The 17,341-nt window shown below is 43.9% G+C and carries 16 protein-coding genes; 5 read left to right on the top strand and 11 right to left on the bottom strand.

Annotation, left to right across the window (positions count from 1 at the left end; all coding sequences use genetic code 11):
• Positions 1 to 106: 106 nt before the first annotated feature.
• From P2A85_RS14975 to P2A85_RS14965, 3 genes are all read right to left on the bottom strand, one after another.
• On the bottom strand, positions 107 to 379 hold the full coding sequence (locus tag P2A85_RS14975; RefSeq protein ID WP_377473387.1) for a hypothetical protein: 273 nt from the start codon (positions 377 to 379) through the stop codon (positions 107 to 109).
• Positions 380 to 636: 257 nt separating this feature from the next.
• Entirely contained in the window at positions 637 to 846 is a 210-nt protein-coding gene (locus P2A85_RS14970; protein WP_377473385.1) for a hypothetical protein, read from the bottom strand.
• 14 nt (positions 847 to 860) lie between these two features.
• Positions 861 to 1,796 carry an NAD-dependent epimerase/dehydratase family protein gene (locus P2A85_RS14965; protein ID WP_341738601.1) on the bottom strand — a complete coding sequence of 312 codons (936 nt, stop codon included), beginning with the start codon at positions 1,794 to 1,796 and terminating at the stop codon, positions 861 to 863.
• Positions 1,797 to 1,871: 75 nt separating this feature from the next.
• Between P2A85_RS14965 and dnaG the strand changes: the two genes are divergently transcribed.
• Positions 1,872 to 3,899 (top strand): DNA primase, encoded by a 2,028-nt coding sequence (gene dnaG / locus P2A85_RS14960; protein WP_377473382.1) that lies wholly within the window; start codon positions 1,872 to 1,874, stop codon positions 3,897 to 3,899.
• Between the two features lie 50 nt (positions 3,900 to 3,949).
• Here dnaG and P2A85_RS14955 read toward each other — a convergent pair whose 3' ends face one another.
• The 7 genes from P2A85_RS14955 to tsaD form a co-directional block, all read right to left on the bottom strand.
• Entirely contained in the window at positions 3,950 to 4,360 is a 411-nt protein-coding gene (locus P2A85_RS14955) for a hypothetical protein (RefSeq protein ID WP_377473380.1), read from the bottom strand.
• 173 nt (positions 4,361 to 4,533) lie between these two features.
• Positions 4,534 to 5,031, bottom strand: coding sequence for a GNAT family N-acetyltransferase (locus P2A85_RS14950; RefSeq protein WP_377473378.1), 498 nt, complete (start codon positions 5,029 to 5,031; stop codon positions 4,534 to 4,536).
• A gap of 32 nt (positions 5,032 to 5,063) precedes the next feature.
• A complete protein-coding gene (locus tag P2A85_RS14945) occupies positions 5,064 to 5,714 on the bottom strand; it encodes a Uma2 family endonuclease (protein WP_377473374.1) in 651 nt (216 codons plus the stop codon).
• A 233-nt stretch (positions 5,715 to 5,947) separates the two neighbouring features.
• The gene (locus P2A85_RS14940) at positions 5,948 to 6,196 is read right to left on the bottom strand and encodes an AbrB/MazE/SpoVT family DNA-binding domain-containing protein (RefSeq protein WP_333467895.1); all 249 of its coding nucleotides are present in this window, start codon (positions 6,194 to 6,196) and stop codon (positions 5,948 to 5,950) included.
• A gap of 347 nt (positions 6,197 to 6,543) precedes the next feature.
• Positions 6,544 to 8,688 carry a GUN4 domain-containing protein gene (locus P2A85_RS14935; RefSeq protein ID WP_377473372.1) on the bottom strand — a complete coding sequence of 715 codons (2,145 nt, stop codon included), beginning with the start codon at positions 8,686 to 8,688 and terminating at the stop codon, positions 6,544 to 6,546.
• Between the two features lie 264 nt (positions 8,689 to 8,952).
• Positions 8,953 to 9,699, bottom strand: a complete 747-nt coding sequence (locus P2A85_RS14930; protein ID WP_377473370.1) for a hypothetical protein — start codon at positions 9,697 to 9,699, stop codon at positions 8,953 to 8,955.
• Between the two features lie 233 nt (positions 9,700 to 9,932).
• Positions 9,933 to 11,012: a tRNA (adenosine(37)-N6)-threonylcarbamoyltransferase complex transferase subunit TsaD gene (tsaD, locus tag P2A85_RS14925; protein ID WP_377473367.1), complete on the bottom strand. Its 1,080-nt coding sequence runs from the start codon at positions 11,010 to 11,012 to the stop codon at positions 9,933 to 9,935.
• Between the two features lie 135 nt (positions 11,013 to 11,147).
• On the opposite strand from tsaD, the gene P2A85_RS14920 reads away from it, so the two are divergent.
• The 4 genes from P2A85_RS14920 to ilvN all read left to right on the top strand — a co-directional run bounded on the left by P2A85_RS14920 (position 11,148) and on the right by ilvN (position 13,925).
• A complete protein-coding gene (locus P2A85_RS14920) occupies positions 11,148 to 11,636 on the top strand; it encodes a Photosystem I reaction center subunit III (protein ID WP_377473365.1) in 489 nt (162 codons plus the stop codon).
• A 129-nt stretch (positions 11,637 to 11,765) separates the two neighbouring features.
• Positions 11,766 to 11,894 carry a photosystem I reaction center subunit IX gene (psaJ, locus tag P2A85_RS14915; protein WP_340524295.1) on the top strand — a complete coding sequence of 43 codons (129 nt, stop codon included), beginning with the start codon at positions 11,766 to 11,768 and terminating at the stop codon, positions 11,892 to 11,894.
• A gap of 399 nt (positions 11,895 to 12,293) precedes the next feature.
• Positions 12,294 to 13,106 carry a carbon-nitrogen hydrolase family protein gene (locus tag P2A85_RS14910; protein WP_377473363.1) on the top strand — a complete coding sequence of 271 codons (813 nt, stop codon included), beginning with the start codon at positions 12,294 to 12,296 and terminating at the stop codon, positions 13,104 to 13,106.
• A 300-nt stretch (positions 13,107 to 13,406) separates the two neighbouring features.
• Positions 13,407 to 13,925, top strand: a complete 519-nt coding sequence (ilvN, locus tag P2A85_RS14905; RefSeq protein WP_333253232.1) for an acetolactate synthase small subunit — start codon at positions 13,407 to 13,409, stop codon at positions 13,923 to 13,925.
• Positions 13,926 to 13,970: 45 nt separating this feature from the next.
• Here the strand turns inward: ilvN and P2A85_RS14900 are convergent, their stop codons facing one another.
• Entirely contained in the window at positions 13,971 to 17,150 is a 3,180-nt protein-coding gene (locus P2A85_RS14900) for an EAL domain-containing protein (protein WP_377473360.1), read from the bottom strand.
• Between the last annotated feature and the right edge of the window lie 191 nt (positions 17,151 to 17,341).

Raw genomic sequence — 17,341 nt, 5'->3', positions numbered from 1 at the left:
AGGAATCGTTGAGACAGGCTATAGATTTAAAAGGAGTAAAAAGTGCTAGCAGTCGGAGAAAAAAATTAGATTTATCTGGCTGGGGAGTTTATGTCCGCTTACCTGGTTATTGGATTTTCCACGCCATCAGACCAACAAGCACAATTAGACCTAATGCTCTCCGAAAGTAATTAACGCCTAGAAATAATTCTTCCCAAGCCCAAGTAAACAAGGAACCAAAAGCTAGTAGTTCCAACCCTAAATTAACTTTTCCCGTGGTAAAAACCAGCTTTAATAAACTAGCTAGAATCCAGACAATTAGTGGTAAATTTGGTGGTTGAGCGATCGTAATTTTGCCTTCGCTGTCCCGGAATGTGCGATCGAATAACGTATTCTCCATGAAATCTCCCTCTTTTTTAACGTTTATACCAGCACAAATAGGCTCAGTATCAGCGATCTACCGTCCGCTTAGCAGTGGCCCTCTAAATTTTTAACGGTATCGCTATTATGGTTTCATAATTCGGATTGATTGCCATCCATCTTTAGACCCAAATTTTTGGTAAGGTATATATCTCCTCGCTCCCAAATCTGGGTTAGCAGCCCCCTCGATTCTGGGGATAAAGAAACTCCAAGGGCGATCGCAACAGCATCAGGGTGCTATTTTCCCTCAGCAGGATTTTGGGATTCCCGCAAATCAGCAACCACCCAAGACTTCCGGCCGATAAAATATGCCACCAAGTCATAATTTGAATCAGCCGGATTTGAGCTCGGTTTAATAATCCAGGATGCAAAAAACCCGGTTTCTTCCAAAAATTGTCGTTTTTTTCGACAAATATTCACGTAGAAACCGGGTTTTTGATTCCCCATGCGTCCAGGACTGTTTAAATCGCTTTCAAAATTTGATCGTCTACTGAAAAATCAATCTCCGCTTTGTCTCTTCCCGAAACTAAATAATCATTCTGAAAAGAATCTTTTAACCCAGAAACTAGGTCAAATTCTGGCTGCCAGTTAAGTTCGGTGACAGCTTTGTTCACTGAGGCAAAAAAGTGCTGTAATCGCATGGGGAAAGCTTTCTTTTTGCCAAAGTCAAATTGTTTTGGATCGTAGTGTACAATCTTAATAGCATCTGCTGATTTGCCGGCGGCTAAAATGCAGGCGCGGGCTAAGCCATCAAAGGTGACAAATCGATCGCCCGAAACGTTGTAAATTTGCCCGATCGCCCTTTGATTCCCCAAAACCGCCGCCATCGCCCTAGCCAAATCCTGACAGTGCCCTAACTGCGTGAAGTGCATTCCATTACCAGGAATCGGAATCGGGCGATCGCGCGCAATGCGATCGAAAAACCAAGCCTCTAAATCGTTATAATTTTGGGGGCCATAAATGTAAGTCGGGCGAATTGAAGTCCAAGGTAAACCGGACTCTGCCAAGTAACTTTCGGTTTCAAATTTGCCCAAATGTCGGCTTTTGGGATCGGTAGCGTCCCCTTCAATATGAGGCATTTGATCGGATTTCAAATAAACCCCCGCAGAACTCATATAAATAAAGTGCTGCACCCTCCCTTTAAATATTTCAGCTAAAGGCTTTGTATCGCTCAGTTCCCGACCGTTATTGTCAAAAACGGCATCAAACTCAAGAGTCGATAATTGTTCTTTTAGTCCATCGACATTAGTGCGATCGCCCTGAATTTGCTGCACTCCTGAAACTGGTACTGGCTTATTGCCACGATTAAACAGTACCACCTCATGCCCTTGTGCTGCTAAAATCTTAGTCAGATAAACCCCGATAAATCGAGTACCGCCCATCATTAAAATTCGCATTATTTTCCAGACTCCTTACAGTTAGTGTCAACATCTTACAATAAAATTACTGCTTAGCTTTACTCAAACATCCCTATGCAAGTTCCACGGCTACATCCCGAAACCATCGAAGAAGTCAAACAAAGAGCAGACATAGTAGATGTCATTTCCGGCCGCGTCGTCTTGCGAAAACGAGGCAAAGAATTCGTAGGTTTGTGTCCATTTCACGACGAAAAATCTCCCAGTTTTACCGTCAACCAAGCCAAACAAATGTACTATTGTTTCGGCTGTGGCGCTGGCGGAAATGCCTTTAAGTTTCTCATGGAATTAGAGAAACGCTCTTTTAGCGAAGTAGTATTAGACTTAGCTAAAACCTATCAAGTACAAGTCAAAACAGTCGAACCAGAACATAGACAAGAATTACAGCGCCAAATTTCTCTGCGAGAACAACTCTATGAAATTTCAGCCCTCACCGCCAAGTTTTACGAACACGCTTTAAGACAACCCCAAGGACAAGAAACCCTAGCCTATCTCAAATCAAATCGCCAGCTTAGCGAAGAAACTATCCAACAATTTCAGTTAGGTTATGCACCCCAAGGTTGGGAAACACTCTACAGCTATTTAGTAGAACAAAAGCACTATCCAGCCCAGTTAGTAGAACAAGCAGGATTAATTGTACCACGCAAATCAGGAGGCAGTGGCTATTACGACCGCTTCCGCCATCGCGTGATGATTCCCATTCGCGACACCCAAGGTAGAGTCATCGGTTTTGGTGGCAGAAGTCTCGGCGACGAACAACCAAAATATCTCAATTCTCCCGAAACAGAACTATTCGACAAAGGCAAAACTTTATTTGCCCTAGATACAGCTAAAATCGCCATTAGCAAAGCAGATGCCGCCGTCGTCGTAGAGGGGTACTTTGATGCGATCGCCCTTCATGCAGCGGGCATTGGCAACGCCGTCGCCTCCCTCGGTACAGCCCTCAGCCTAGATCAAGTGCGGCAGTTATTACGCTACACAGACTCCAAACAAATTATCCTCAATTTCGATGCCGACAAAGCCGGAAATCAAGCAGCAGAAAGGGCGATTGGAGAAATAGAAAAACTCGCCTATCAAGGAGAAGTACAACTAAGAGTTCTCAACATTCCCGACGGCAAAGATGCCGATGAATTTCTCAAAACCTACTCAGCCGAACAATATCGAGAATTGCTAAAAACAGCTCCTTTGTGGCTGGACTGGCAACTACAACGAATGTTGGTCAACCAAGATTTAAAACAAGCTGATATTTATCAAAGAATCACTAAAAATATTGTGCATTTATTGACAAAAATTACTGATGACAATCAACTGGCACATTACCTCCAAAAATCCGCCGAAATTCTAAGTAAAGGAGAGTTTAAGTTGACAAAAATGCTAGCAGAAAGCTTGCTAAATCAAGTAGTTAGCGATTGGGGTAAAAGGCTGATTCAAGATGAATCCTTGACAATGCCACTGTTAATTAGAAAAAAACTCAAGCCAAATAAACAATACAAAACTCAGACTACAAGCCGCCTCAAAAATCGCTCCCATGAAACTTTTTCCGCCGTAGCCAGAAGTCTTTTAGAAGAAGCAGAAGCGCAATTGTTGCAGATTTACTTGCATTGTCCAGAATATCGCCAAGATGTCAGAGAATCCATAGAAGCTAGAGAAGTGCAGTTTAGCCTTTCTCACCATAGATTTTTGTGGCATCAGATTTTGAATGCCGAAATATTGCATAAAAGCTATTTACAAATAGCGCCTTCTGAGTTAATATTAAAATTACAAGATAGTTTGATAGAATATCCCCATCAACTCAATCAAATTTCCCATTTATTTCATCTAAATGAGTTGTCGGAAAAAAATGTTTATCGCGCACCTTTAGTAATTCGATCGGCTCTGGCGTGCATCGAGCAAATTATCAGCATGAAGCGCCGTCGCATTGCACTGAATATGTGGGAAAATACGAATGTGGCGAGTCATTGTGAAGAAGCTGTAGAATATCACCAACAAGTCCTCGCTGAACAAGAATGGATAGAGGAATTGGAGCGGTTGCGTCAAGTCAATTTTTACGATTTAATATCAGTACCCTGGAGTGGGAATTTTTAGATTACTTTTGGGTACTGATACTAAATTTTGTTTTAATATCCCTTTATTGTTCAGTCTCGCGTTGCGCGGACATTGTTTTTGGTAGGGGCTCTTGGCCCCGTGGTTGCCCCGGTTTCAACTGCCGGGGATATAATCAACTCGTCATTTATGTCCATAGTCGCAAACTTCAGCACTTGATTAAAAGCTAAACCCCGTATTTTTAGCTCCCAACGAATACCTTTTGCTTTCATCCGTTTGGCTTTTCGCATATCTACATCCGTAACTTGTTGATGCAACAGTAAATATTTCATTGCTGCTATAGCTTCAACTTTTCTGGGATAGGCAATATAAGTGATAAATCCACTCTCCCAGTGATTGGCGTTACGGATGCTGCTGATAGTAGCAACTCTCGGACTAAAGCGGTTCCAGTAAAAGTCGCTATATCCGACTGATTGTGTTTTAACTTGGAGTTTGTTTGGCATTTGACTTAACTCCTCTAACCTTTTCTGTGGGGTTAGCAATACCACTTGGGTGCTGCTATTCATAATTATAGCAAATTATTTAGTGACTTTCAAATTCTCTTAAATAAAATTTGCATTCAGCCAAAACTCCATCGGTGTTCCCGCCTGTCCATTTCGGTTTCTCTCTGGCTAGTTTATGGTTTGTTTAAACGCAAACCGATAATTACTACATCTCTTTCTACTCCATCAAGTTCGGCGACTTGTGGTAGATGTCCCCAAGTCTGAAATCCAAATTTATTGAACAATTTTAAGCTGGGTTGATTGTGGGCAAAAATTATGCCGATTAAGGTTTTAATTCCTAATTCTGGACAGCGCCGAATTGCGTGTTGGAGTAATTTTTGTCCAACTCCGCAGCATTGGCGATCGGGCGTGATGTAAATGCTAACTTCTGCTGTATGCTGATAGGCGGCGCGCCCGTAAAAACGCTGCAAGCTCAGCCAGCCAATGATATTTTGTTCTGATTCCATTACCCAAATTGGTAAGGAATCAGGGGAGTGTTCTCTGTACCAAGCCAGCCGACTTTCGACGGAGATTGGTTCTAAATCTGCTGTAGCCGATCGCCCTGGTATGGCTGCATTGTATATTTGAACTATTGCTGGTAAGTCGCTTTCACTTGCGTCGCGGATTTTCATGAATTATTGTAATGCTAAACGCGGACTCGATGTTATCCTTGAATTTCAGTTATTGACTCGTTCACTTCTTCGTCTTTAACATCAAAATTAATTCGTTCATAAATCTCTCTGAGTGGCATTTGGAATTCTACTGATTCCAGGGTTAATACCGATTCCTCTGAGTCATACTCTGTTAATACCCATTTGCCATTAGAGTTTTTGGCGAATTGCTCAATATGATAGCTATATTGGTCTATTAAAATGTATTCCTGAAATTCAGGAATTGAGCGATAGGCGAGAAATTTGCCACCGCGATCGTAATCTTTGGTTGAATTGGATAAAACCTCGACGATTATCAGAGAATTTGTAACAATTGTTTTGTTACTTTCTTGATATTTTGGTTCTCCTTGAATGACCATGATATCGGGATAGACGTAGCGGCGAGTTAAGGGTATCCACAGGCGCACATCATTGATAAATGTCTCGTAATCTTGACCATTCACAGTCAAGGGGAATTTTCGGCAAAAATTCAGTGCGATTTTGTTGTGGTTTGCGGTTCCGCCTGTCATTGGTACTATCTCTCCATCATGGTATTCACTTTTATCGATCGCACTTTCTTCTAATGCCAGATATTCCTCCGGCGTGTAGTACCGTTTTTCGGTTGGTGGTTGCTTGGCGATTGCTGGTTTTTCTTGGGTTTGCATTGTCGTTCCCTTCTGCTCTGAAGTGATTTTATGATAACAGCGATCGCACGAGAACTCAGAAACCTGGTTTCTTAGTAAAATCTCGGTGAGGATGCCAAAATTGTCGCAGAAACCCGGTTTCTTGGATGGTGGCGCGCTCGCACGTCAGAAACCGGGTTTCTGCACAATTTGTTCGTGCCCTGCTTGAGGATCGAAATTGAGGCGAATGAAATGACCTCGTTCGGGGATGTAGTTTACCAAACTTCTTCTCCTTCTGGTTTCCCCCAAGAGATTTCTTCGCTGGGTTCTATTTCGCCTGCTAATAATTCATCTAGGGTATATTTGGAAATTTTCTGATTTACAGGCTCTATGACCATTTTTCCATTTTCTATACTGCAAATTACTGAATCATCTGCTTTCAGGTTGAACAATTTTACAATATAGTCTGGTATTGGCAAAGCTAAGGAATTACCCAAGTTGCTGATGTGTATTTTTGCTGTCATACATTTGCGATTTTAATGCTCAGGTTTATCTATCCTGATTTAGTGTTGTAAATATTTTAGGAGAGATCGCGCCGGGACTCAGAAACCGGGTTTCTTACCCAAATCTCGGCGAAGATGCCAAAATTATCGCAGAAACCCAATTTATTTCTAGGAAAAATTATCAGAGAAACCCGGTTTCTAAGTTTCTGAGTCACTCCACTGCCACTAACGTTGAATTACACAAGAAGGATCGTCAGCAATTGTCCACCGTCTTTGATGAGTGCGTTTTTGACAGCGTAGTGGATGATGTCTAGCTTGGGCATAGGCTTTGTTATAAATCTTTACGAAATCCTGAAACCCTGAAACGCTTAGATGTTACAGTCTACAAGTCTCGACGCGAACATTTCAAACAAACTTACTCCCGAGACCACTCTTCCAGTCTTCTCTACTATTCTCTCTACTACAACCCCATTCTCAAATCTCAACCTTTCCCTATTCTCTTCTATCCCCCCACCACTTTCCCCTACTGGGAGGTGAGCTTTTGGTGCTTTGGTAGAAAAATTAAGCTCGTTATAGTACAGCCATTTATTGTTTTGCCTCCAGCCTACACGATTGCCAAACCTCTCCCAAACTTCCCCATCATATTCACTGGTTCCCCCCAGACTTTGATAAATGCGCTTCTGCACGCTAAAGCCGAAGTGACCATTTGAATATTTTACCCAAAGTTGGTCAATGGTACGTAAGTCCTCGCAGGGGAATTTTTCAATATATTCTGTAATATGCTCTGTAATATGCCGCGTTTCTTCCTCATCTAGCCACTTTTCTTCCTCCAGACCCATTGCTATCTTCAAGATTACTCTCTCCATCACTTTCTCCGTTTCTTGATCGGCTTCTTTCCACTTTTTTGCTGCCAGTAAATCGCGCAGATTTGTATAGTCTACGTTGCTACTAACAGAATTATCTTGAGAATATTGCTCATTTTCTTGCTGACGCTTTATCACCTCCCCAATCATCTCCCGATAACGACTTTCCCCGATCGCAGCCAAACACCCAGTCAGCTTTTCCGCATATTCACTATCCGCCACCGTCAAAGTCGATTTAAACACCTCCAATAAATTCTCCAAATTCAACAAACTCAGTTTCTCTTCAGAAACCCCATTTCTCAGCTTCAACCAAGCTTTAATCGAAAACTCAACCTGCTTTTTCGCCCAAGATTTATCCGACAAACCACTCAAACTCAACGCCAAATCTAACAACAAATAAGGAATCGCATTAGGGCGTTTCCCCTCAATAGACTGATAGAGACTTTGATAACTGGAAACAATCTCACCCACCAGCATTTCATTCAAACTATTGCTCGGCATTTTTTCCAGCAATCCGGGCAAAAGTTCAGGCAATTTCGGACGCACATCCCCATGATAAAAATGGTATCTGTCCGCCATCAAACCCACTAAAATACAGTGGCAAATCCCTAAAAACTGCGCCAATTCCTGAATGTACTTGTCTTCTTTAACATTGTACTGATAATCATGTTGACCGCCCCTGCCCAACTCCCGATCTTCTTCCTCTTCTTCCAAGATTAAAAGATTCAGTTCATTATCCCCACCCCGGCGCTTCAATTCCTCTAAACTTCTGCCTTTTTCTAATAACTTCATCCGGTACTCTCGCCACTCTTCGGCATATTTCCGGGCGATGGGATACAAAACTTCCTTCCAAGGAATAGTTAGCACCTTTTCATAGTGAGGCACTTCTTGCATCATATCCCAACCCGCCACATAAACCCTGAGTAAATCCCCATCAAACTTAGACTCTAAAACCACAGTGGGGACTGATTTGAGGACGTGGTGCAAAGTATCGATCCCAGTTTTCCCATGAGAATATTTACTTTCCCAATCCGCCCCTTGATATCTTACAGGTCTTTCCTGATTATTGAGAGAATAATGTTTGCAAAACTCCTGTATTTCATCAATCAATCGGTTTTCAACTAGACCAAATCCCTGAGCCACATGAGGGAATTTTTCAAACTGCAACGCAGGCGGCGAAATCACCACTAATAGAGGAATTTGTTTCATATTGTCCTGATAGCTTTTGTAAGCATCTAAAATTACCCGTGCGGGAGTTTTCAGAGGGAAACTTTCTCTAATTTCCTTATCATCAGCTAAAGTTAAAGCTGTTAGCAATTGAGCGCGAGATAAAATCAGGTGAGTTTCGCGGCGATACTGTTCTAATTTTTCCTCATGTTGGAACCGTCTAGCTAACTGTTCCCGTTCAGAATCGAGGCGTTTTTGCAGTCGCACATCCTCACAATATTGTCGATAGGCTTCCATTTCCTTACTATGTTCTTGACGCACTCCTTCCATCAACGCTTGGAACTCCAGCGATCTATTTTGCATTTCAATCTGGGAAGCAATTCTATCAATCTCATTTTGCCGTTGCGTCATCGCCATCACTGTCTGAGGCCCCAAAATGCCGTTAACTGCTGTTATAATTCCCTGGGCAAAGTTCCAAATCATAATCATTTCTCCTGATGTGAATTTGTGTTTGCAGAAACCCGACTTCTCCAAGAAACCGGGTTTCTAGTTAAGACCTCATTTTTATTTTAGAAACCTTTAGAAACCCGGTTTCTCAGGTTTCTAACTAACTAATACCAATTTTTTATGAGGCTGCATAGAATCCGATCCCCCCTAGCCCCCCTTAATAAGGGGGGGACAAGATTCTTCTCAAAGTCCCCCTTCTTAAGGGGGATTTAGGGGGATCGAGATATATGCAACGACCCATTAAATTGGTATAAGACTACAACTATTAAAAACTAAAGTTGCGGCAGCCCAACGAGCAGTTCCGCCTGTAGCAAATAGCTTATCATCCGTTGTATAAGCTTTGCCAGAAGGCGTAACATAACCAATTTTATGTGCATCAGCATCATACACATTCATATCTGCACCCAACCGCCCGATATAATGACCGTCGCGATAAAATTTGTGTCCATCTACAGTCCCCGCTTGACCCCAAGCATAACCATGCCAATAAACTTGATCGCCAACAAATCTAACTGAATTGTTATCATCTTCAGTAATCGCTCCTGAATTTGTAGATGAACTTTTTGCCGAAAACTCAACAACATTTTCCGAGTGATTATCCGATGAAAAACTATCCTGATAATGGTTATGATCAGTATGCGATATAGTTGAATTAGAGACTAAACCTTGATGATGACTTTCTGAATAAAGATCCGTTTTGTTCTCAGCCAAACTCTCTCGATATGCAGCATCCAAAGCACCCGCCGGAGTCATCAATGAATGGTGGGAACGATCGACCCCATCTAAAGCACCAACATGGTTTAAATCATGGGGATGGTGAACATCCCCCAAATTCAAGTTAAGGTGAGATAAATCAAGAGGATCTGAGGGGTGATGGTTGTGGTGGTGCGAGTCTGAACTATGGGAGTCTGAACTTAAAGACTGTATAAAGTCATCCAGTGGAGAATGACTGCTACTGTCAGAGTTGGGGTCAGAGGGATTATTCATAGCCTGCTGCTAAAGGAGGGAAATATAGTTTGTATTTTAGCAAGGTTATCTGTTTTCCGCCCGTGTTTGGGGCGATCGCGCGGCGTTGAGAAACCGGGTTTCTTACCCAAATCTTCGTTATGATGCCTAAATTGTCGCAGAAACCCGGTTTCTTGGACTAGGCGCGTGGAGATTCAAAAACCTTACTCCAACCTCATGAATCGCCAAAATATTCGTGTTATTTTGAAGTCAGCTTAATCAATATTCAAATTGTACAGTTGCATCACATCGCTAATCGCCATTCTCGAATGTGCTCCTAAAGTTAATGGTGATGCGTGTCCCTGCTGCAAATGTTCTGCCGCTGCACAGGCGATCATTGCTGCATTATCAGTACAATACTTTAAAGGTGGAAACAATACTCGCAAATTGTGTTTAGCTGCTGCGGCTTGCAAATGTTGTCGCAATCCGCTGTTAGCCGCGACTCCGCCACCGATCGCAATAGTGTTGAGTCCCAGATTGACTGCACAGGCGATCGTCCTTTTTGTTAAACTCTTAGCTACACTCTCTTGAAAACTAGCCGCTATATCATTAATTACAGATTCTGGCAAGATGCCCTCGCTACCAAAATGATTATTTTCTTTCTTGAGTTTCTGCACTAATTGCAAAACAGCAGTTTTCAAGCCACTAAAACTGCTGTCATAGGGATGAAAACCACCTTCTGGTAGAGAAATTTTGCCTTCTGGCAACTTAAAAGCTGTAGGATTCCCCACTGTTGCCAATTTGTCAATTAGCGGCCCGCCCGGATAGCCTAGCTGCAATAGTCTTGCGACTTTATCAAAAGCTTCCCCCGCTGCGTCATCGCGAGTTTGTCCTACAGTTTCGTAAACTCCACAATCTTTGACATGAATTAAACTGGTGTGCCCCCCAGAAACTAACAGACACAAAAATGGTGGCTGCAAGTCTGGTTCAGTAAGGTAAGAAGCATAAATGTGCCCTTCCAGGTGGTGTACGCCTAAAAAGGGTTTTTGGTGGACAATTGCCAAGGTTTTGGCCGCCGTCAGCCCAACTAATAATGCACCCACTAAACCGGGGGCGCAAGTCGCTGCAATCCCGTCAATTTCTGACCAAGTGAGGTTTGCTTCAGCAAGACACTGGACAATTACCTGATTGATCATTTCTAAATGACTCCGCGAAGCCACTTCTGGAACCACCCCGCCGAACTGCTGGTGGATTTTAATTTGTGATGCCACAACATTGCTGCAAACTTGACGATTCTTAACAATTGCTGCGGCAGTTTCGTCACAACTTGTTTCGATCGCGAAAACGGTTGCCATTAACTGGTAATTTTATTTGATAGGTTGTCTACTGCTAGCTTAAACTGTTAATACAGCAGTCATCTGGATGACCGATCGGCAAGTTGAAATGCTTGTAAAAAAACTTATTGTTTTGTAACAAAAGGAAACAATTTCATGCGACGATTGTTTGCTGCGATTTTAGTGGTGAGTCTTTGGATTAGTTTTGCTCCTGTTGCCTCGGCTTACAATTTAGTGCCGTGCAAGGACTCTCCCGCATTCAAGGAACTGGCTCAAGATGCCCGTTCTACCAATGGCGACCCGGCATCTGCAAAAGCCCGATTTGACCGTTATTCCGAAGCTTTGTGTGGCCCGGAAGGATATCCTCACTTAATTGTGGATGGCAATTTGAGCTACGCCGGCGACTTTTTGATTCCTAGCGTGCTGTTTTTGTATATCGCTGGCTGGATTGGTTGGGTTGGCCGCGCTTATCTCCAAGCAGCTAAGAAATCTGGCTCTCCAGAGGAAAAAGAGATTATTATCGATGTTCCTTTGGCGGTCAAGTTTATGCTGAGTGGCTTTTTGTGGCCTCTGGCTGCTCTTAAGGAAATCACTACTGGTGAAATGTTTGCGTCTGACGACGAAATTACCGTTTCCCCCCGCTAGTAATTTGGGATTTGAGATTTTAGATTTGAGATTTTAGCTGGTTGACTAATGCCAATTAGAAAATCCTCAATCTAAAATCTGTTCGCGCATTGTTTTTAAAGTTGTCTAAATTTTCGAGGAGCAGTATTTATGCAATACTTTCTGAAGTATCTTTCAACCGCACCAGTATTGGCGGCAGCTTGGATGGTGGTAACGGCAGGAATTTTGATCGAGTTCAACCGTTTTTACCCTGACTTGCTTTTCCACCCGCTGCGCTAGCATCTTAGCGAATTTAGGTTCCTAAACCTAGGTAAAACAGTTGAGAGTTTTGAATTTTGAGTGGTGATTTATCAAGTTATTTCAAAGCTCAAATATCAAAACTCTCAAAATCAGGGAATAGAGAATAGGGAATAGGGCATAGGGCATAGGGCATAGGGCATACCTCACTTTCTTGAGAACCCCTATAATGACCACTGACCAATGACTAATGACCAATGACTAATGACTAATGACCAATGACTAATGACCAATGACTAATGACCAATGACTAATGACCAATGACTAATGACCAATGACTAATGACCAATGACCACTGACTAATGACTAATGACTAATGACCACTGACTACTGACTAATAACTACTAACTACTAACTACTGACTACTGACTATTGATATCAATGAAGTCTTATCTCGCCGCAGCAATTCAAATGACTAGCTTGCCTGACCTGGAAAAAAATTTGATCCAGGCAGAGGAATTAATCGACCTAGCCGTGCGTCGGGGTGCGGAGTTAGTTTCTTTACCAGAAAATTTTTCCTTTATGGGAGAAGAAGAGGAAAAAATTGCTTCTTCCGAAGCCATCGGGCAACAAAGTGAAAAATTTCTCAAAACTATGGCTCAGCGTTTCCAGGTAACGATTCTGGGTGGCGGATTTCCGGTGCCGACGACGGGGGGTAAGGTATACAATACTTCCTTGCTAGTCGCTCCCAACGGTACTGAGGTGGCAAGGTATGAAAAAGTACATTTGTTTGATGTGAATGTGCCCGATGGCATTACTTATCGGGAATCGAACACTGTGAAGGCGGGTGCAGATTTGCCGCCGATTTATGTGTCGCCGGAATTGGGGACGCTGGGGCTTTCGGTGTGCTATGATGTGCGGTTCCCGGAATTGTACAGGCATTTGTCCCAGCAGGGGGCGGATGTGTTGTTTGTGCCGGCAGCTTTTACGGCTTATACTGGCAAGGATCATTGGAAGGTTTTGTTACAAGCTAGGGCGATCGAAAATACTTGTTACACGATCGCCCCGGCACAGACTGGACACCACTACGGCCGCCGTCAAACACACGGTCACGCGATGATTATCGACCCTTGGGGTGTGGTTTTGGCCGATGCGGGGGATGAACCGGGTGTGGCGATCGCCGAAATTAATCCCGATCGACTAGAACAAGTCCGCCGCCAAATGCCCTCACTCCAACATCGCGTTTTTCTCTGAAGGATTTTTGAGACCCATGGGTCTCAAAATTGCCGAAATTAATCCCGATCGACTAGAACAAGTCCGCCGCCAAATGCCCTCACTCCAACATCGCGTTTTTCTCTGAAGGATTTTTGAGACCCATGGGTCTCAAAAATCCAGTTTCAGTCAGGAACAAGACCAGAATAATTTTAATTCGAGCGAGGAATTGTGTACGTTCGTACACAAATTTTCAGTTGTCGCGAGTGCCGACAGGGAACGCTCTTACCCCCCCGTACAACATAATATGTAGAATTGCACGAAATGCGTCTTTTTGGATAAATGAAACACACTCTTTCGGTTTTAGTTGAAGATGAAGCGGGTGTCCTCACCCGAATTGCTGGTTTGTTTGCCCGCCGGGGTTTTAATATTGAAAGTCTCGCCGTTGGCCCGGCCGAGCAAGTGGGAGTGTCTCGGATTACGATGGTGGTACCGGGAGATGACCAAATTATTGAGCAGTTGACTAAGCAACTGTACAAGTTGATTAATGTGCTCAAAGTGCAAGATATAACCGAAATTCCTTGTGTGGAACGGGAATTGATGTTGTTGAAAGTTAATGCTGCTACCGGGACGCGATCGGAAATAATTGAGTTAGCTCAGATTTTTAGAGCGCGAGTGGTGGATATTGGTGATGATACCCTGACTTTGGAAGTAGTCGGAGATCCAGGTAAAATGGTGGCGATCGTCCAGGTGCTCAATAGATTTGGTATCAAGGAAATTGCTCGTACTGGGAAAATTGCTCTGACGCGGGAGTCGGGAGTAAATACCGAGTTTCTCAAGTCTTTGGAAGCGAAGGTTTAAGTTAGTTGACGGTTGACGGTTGACAGTCAACGGTCAACAAACTAATTACCATTTTGGCTTACTCGCGACTAACATGGTTGCTGTATTGCTGTCTACAGGTTTAGAGAAAAAATATCCCTGTCCGTATTCACATTGCAGTGCCCTGAGCAAATTAAGCTGTTCAATAGTTTCTATACCTTCAGCAATTACATTCATACCCAAATGACCGGCTAAAACTAAAATAGTCTGCACAATGGCTTCGTTTCCTTCATCTTCCGTCATCCGGTTCACAAAATCTCGATCGATCTTTAAAGCATCAGTGGGAAAAGTGTGCAGCCGACTCAAAGAAGAATAGCCAGTGCCGAAATCGTCAATATATAATTGAACCTCTAAACTTTTCAACTCCACGAGCACAGCCGCTGCTGATTCGGCATTCTCCATAATTACACTTTCAGTAATTTCCAACTTTAAAGTGCGAGGATTAAGCTGAGTTTCTGCCAAAATTTCCCTAATGCGTTCGATTAAATCTGGCTGTTTAAATTGTTGGTTAGAAAGGTTGACGCTGATAGTTAGATGAGGATGCTCCGGGAATTGCTGATGCCATTGTTGCATCTGCCGGCAAGCCGATCGCATCATCCACCAACCAATAGGTATAATCAATTTGGTTTCTTCTGCTACCGACATAAAATCAGCAGGAGAGACCACTCCCCGCGGCGGGTGATGCCATCGCAGCAGCGCTTCAAAACCGCCGATCGTACCGCTAGTTAAACAAATAATCGGTTGGTAGTAAAGTTGAAACTCCTGGCGTTCTAAAGCGTGGCGCAGGTCATTTTCTAGTTGCAAAAGGGCGACGGCGCGAGTGTGCATACTTAAGTCAAAAACCTCGTGACGAGCTTTACCAGATGCTTTAGCATGATACATAGCGGCATCTGCATCTCGAAGCAATTCTTCAGGCCGATCGTACAAAATTTGAAGCTGCTGGATAGGGGGAAGGGCGGAGTCGGCAGCAAAGGCAGATAAACCAACTTCTATGTTGTTAATATCCCGATCGCCCGCGAGGGATTGTTCTGAATTTGCTGATGACTGCTGCGACAAACCGGAACAAACAATCCCAATACTAGCACTGCTAAACACCTGATATTCGTTGAGGTAAAAAGGCTCCGATAGTTCGGTTTGAACTCGCTCGGCAATATAAATTGCATCCTGCTTGTCTTTGATATTTTGCAGCAAAATAGCGAATTCATCGCCACCGAGGCGCGCCACTGTATCTCCATGACGCAAACAAGTTTGCAGTCGTCCAGCGATCGCAATCAGCAATCGATCGCCCACTAAATGCCCTAAACTGTCATTGACCACCTTAAAACGGTCAAGGTCAATAAACAAAACCGCAAACAAAAAATTAGGACGACTTTTTGACAAGTCGATCGCCTCAGACAACCGATCCATAAATAAAGCTCGATTCGGCAAACCAGTCAAGGTGTCGTGCAAAGCGTCATGTACTAACTTTTCTTCGGTTATTTTGCGATCGGTGACATCTTCCACAGTGCCTTCATAGTAAAGCAAAATTCCCTCAGCATCGCGAACTGCCCTGGCATTCTCCGAAACCCAAATAGCCGTACCATCAGCGCGGTAAACTTCCGACTCAAACTCAGACACATAACCGTGTTTTTCGATTTCCGACAAAAACTCACCCCGGCGATCGGGTTCAACATATAGTTGGGTATCGATATTTTGTATTTGTATCATCAATTCTGCCGCCGACTCATAGCCATAAATCCTGGCCAAAGCTGGGTTTGCACTGAGGTAGCGCCCGTCTGGACTCGTCTGGAAAATCCCCTCGCTGGCATTTTCAAAGATGCTGCGATATTTTTCTTCCGCCCGTTGTAGTCCTTCTTCCGCTTGTTTGCGATCGGTAATATCAGTCAGAGTGCCAATGTAGCCGAGAACTTCCCCACTTTTAGCAATTTCCGGCACCGCTTGCGAAAATACCCAAATTGTGCGATCGCCCTGGTAAAAACGGTACTCTAACTTAAAAGGCAATCTCTCTCTCACCGCCCGGTACCACTGCTTCAAAACCCGGTCATGGTCCTGTGGATGCAAAGCTTTAGTCCAACCAGAGCCCAGTGTCTCCGTCAGACTCAGCCCCGCCATCTCCAAAAATCGTTCATTGACGTACAAACACTCTCCAGAAGCATCGCCCCGAAAAATCCCCACCGGGAGAATTTTTTCCAAAGTGTAATACCGTAATTCACTTTCTAGTAGCGCATTAGCCGTTACTTTAGTCTCCGTGATATCAAACATTGCCCCTTGCAGGATCAGAGACTGGCTGGCTTCGTCGCGAACCACAATCGCCCGGTCTCGAAACCACAGCACAGTGCCATTGCGGGCGATCGCCCGGTATTCTGAAACAATCGGCCCCTCCGAGGGGATATATTCTCCATCAGCGAATGTCTGTGTAACGCTTTCAGCCAGCACCCGCTCGCGATCGTCCGGGTGAACCACTTTCAGCCACAAATTCGGGTCAGCCTTCCATTCAGCCACAGAATAGCCAAGCCAAGTCTCAATTTGCGGGCTAATATCAAGTTTGATGCTAGGGTTGTTGAGCGGAGAAATGTAGGTGACAGTAGGTGCTTGTTCCACAAGAGCACAGTATTTTGCTTCCACAGTGTAGAGTTGTGCTTGCAGTCGCTGCCGCTCTAATTCCGCCGTCGCCCGCGAGGCAAAGATTTTGAGAATTAATCTAAATTGAGCTACCTTTTCAGGGGAAAAGGGTCGATCGTCGAACAGACAAATAGTGCCTAGGGCTTCGCCGTAGGAGTTGACTAGGGAGACTCCCAAGAAACTCCGCGCCCCTCTAGCTAAAGGTCTACGGTCTTGAGGAAAGGTTTCTAGGAGGCAGTCTGGACAGGAGTACATTCCCTGGTCGATCGTCAGTGCTTCGGGAGTATTTACCGTGTCGAACTCAAAGTTGGGCTGCCGTTGTCGATCGCTCCAAAAGCTGATAACTTGCAATTTAGGACTAGAACCATGGCGATCGTGAGACTTGAGCAATTGCGACAGGATGGCGCTGCGAACGAAGAGTGCGGACGCTAAGTGGCGAACTAACGCCTCAAAAAATTCTTCTCCCGTCGCGCGATCGATACCTGCTAAAATTTTGCCCAGCAAATCTTCATCGAATTGAGAAGCACCACTAACTTGGGGATCGTTACAGGCCAGAGACTGAATTTCGTATTGAGAACCGTCCATAGTTATCAGCTTTATAGAAAGATATAGATACCAGCGAACCTGCGCTGTTTTGTAAACAGTAATCCGATCCAAAAAAGAAAACTTAGATGTTTACTGTACGACTACTACCACTCTCGCAGACACCGACTAAAAAAATAACTACATATCCTCACAGATGAGTAACATAGCAAGGTAGGATCGGAGCTAGAGCA

Origin of the sequence: Microcoleus anatoxicus, from assembly GCF_042465725.1 — a bacterium.
GTDB lineage: Bacteria > Cyanobacteriota > Cyanobacteriia > Cyanobacteriales > Microcoleaceae > Microcoleus > Microcoleus anatoxicus.
The sequence above is the reverse complement of the archived record's forward strand: the minus strand, read 5'-3'. Positions and strand labels throughout refer to the sequence as shown.

What these genes read in the sequence shown, in the direction of transcription:
- P2A85_RS14975 (WP_377473387.1), bottom strand. Translation starts at nt 379, where the DNA reads ATGGAGAATACGTTATTCGATCGCACATTCCGGGACAGCGAAGGCAAA.
- P2A85_RS14970 (WP_377473385.1), bottom strand. Translation starts at nt 846, where the DNA reads ATGGGGAATCAAAAACCCGGTTTCTACGTGAATATTTGTCGAAAAAAA.
- P2A85_RS14965 (WP_341738601.1), bottom strand. Translation starts at nt 1,796, where the DNA reads ATGCGAATTTTAATGATGGGCGGTACTCGATTTATCGGGGTTTATCTG.
- dnaG (WP_377473382.1), top strand. Translation starts at nt 1,872, where the DNA reads ATGCAAGTTCCACGGCTACATCCCGAAACCATCGAAGAAGTCAAACAA.
- P2A85_RS14955 (WP_377473380.1), bottom strand. Translation starts at nt 4,360, where the DNA reads ATGCCAAACAAACTCCAAGTTAAAACACAATCAGTCGGATATAGCGAC.
- P2A85_RS14950 (WP_377473378.1), bottom strand. Translation starts at nt 5,031, where the DNA reads ATGAAAATCCGCGACGCAAGTGAAAGCGACTTACCAGCAATAGTTCAA.
- P2A85_RS14945 (WP_377473374.1), bottom strand. Translation starts at nt 5,714, where the DNA reads ATGCAAACCCAAGAAAAACCAGCAATCGCCAAGCAACCACCAACCGAA.
- P2A85_RS14940 (WP_333467895.1), bottom strand. Translation starts at nt 6,196, where the DNA reads ATGACAGCAAAAATACACATCAGCAACTTGGGTAATTCCTTAGCTTTG.
- P2A85_RS14935 (WP_377473372.1), bottom strand. Translation starts at nt 8,688, where the DNA reads ATGATTTGGAACTTTGCCCAGGGAATTATAACAGCAGTTAACGGCATT.
- P2A85_RS14930 (WP_377473370.1), bottom strand. Translation starts at nt 9,699, where the DNA reads ATGAATAATCCCTCTGACCCCAACTCTGACAGTAGCAGTCATTCTCCA.
- tsaD (WP_377473367.1), bottom strand. Translation starts at nt 11,012, where the DNA reads ATGGCAACCGTTTTCGCGATCGAAACAAGTTGTGACGAAACTGCCGCA.
- P2A85_RS14920 (WP_377473365.1), top strand. Translation starts at nt 11,148, where the DNA reads ATGCGACGATTGTTTGCTGCGATTTTAGTGGTGAGTCTTTGGATTAGT.
- psaJ (WP_340524295.1), top strand. Translation starts at nt 11,766, where the DNA reads ATGCAATACTTTCTGAAGTATCTTTCAACCGCACCAGTATTGGCGGCA.
- P2A85_RS14910 (WP_377473363.1), top strand. Translation starts at nt 12,294, where the DNA reads ATGAAGTCTTATCTCGCCGCAGCAATTCAAATGACTAGCTTGCCTGAC.
- ilvN (WP_333253232.1), top strand. Translation starts at nt 13,407, where the DNA reads ATGAAACACACTCTTTCGGTTTTAGTTGAAGATGAAGCGGGTGTCCTC.
- P2A85_RS14900 (WP_377473360.1), bottom strand. Translation starts at nt 17,150, where the DNA reads ATGGACGGTTCTCAATACGAAATTCAGTCTCTGGCCTGTAACGATCCC.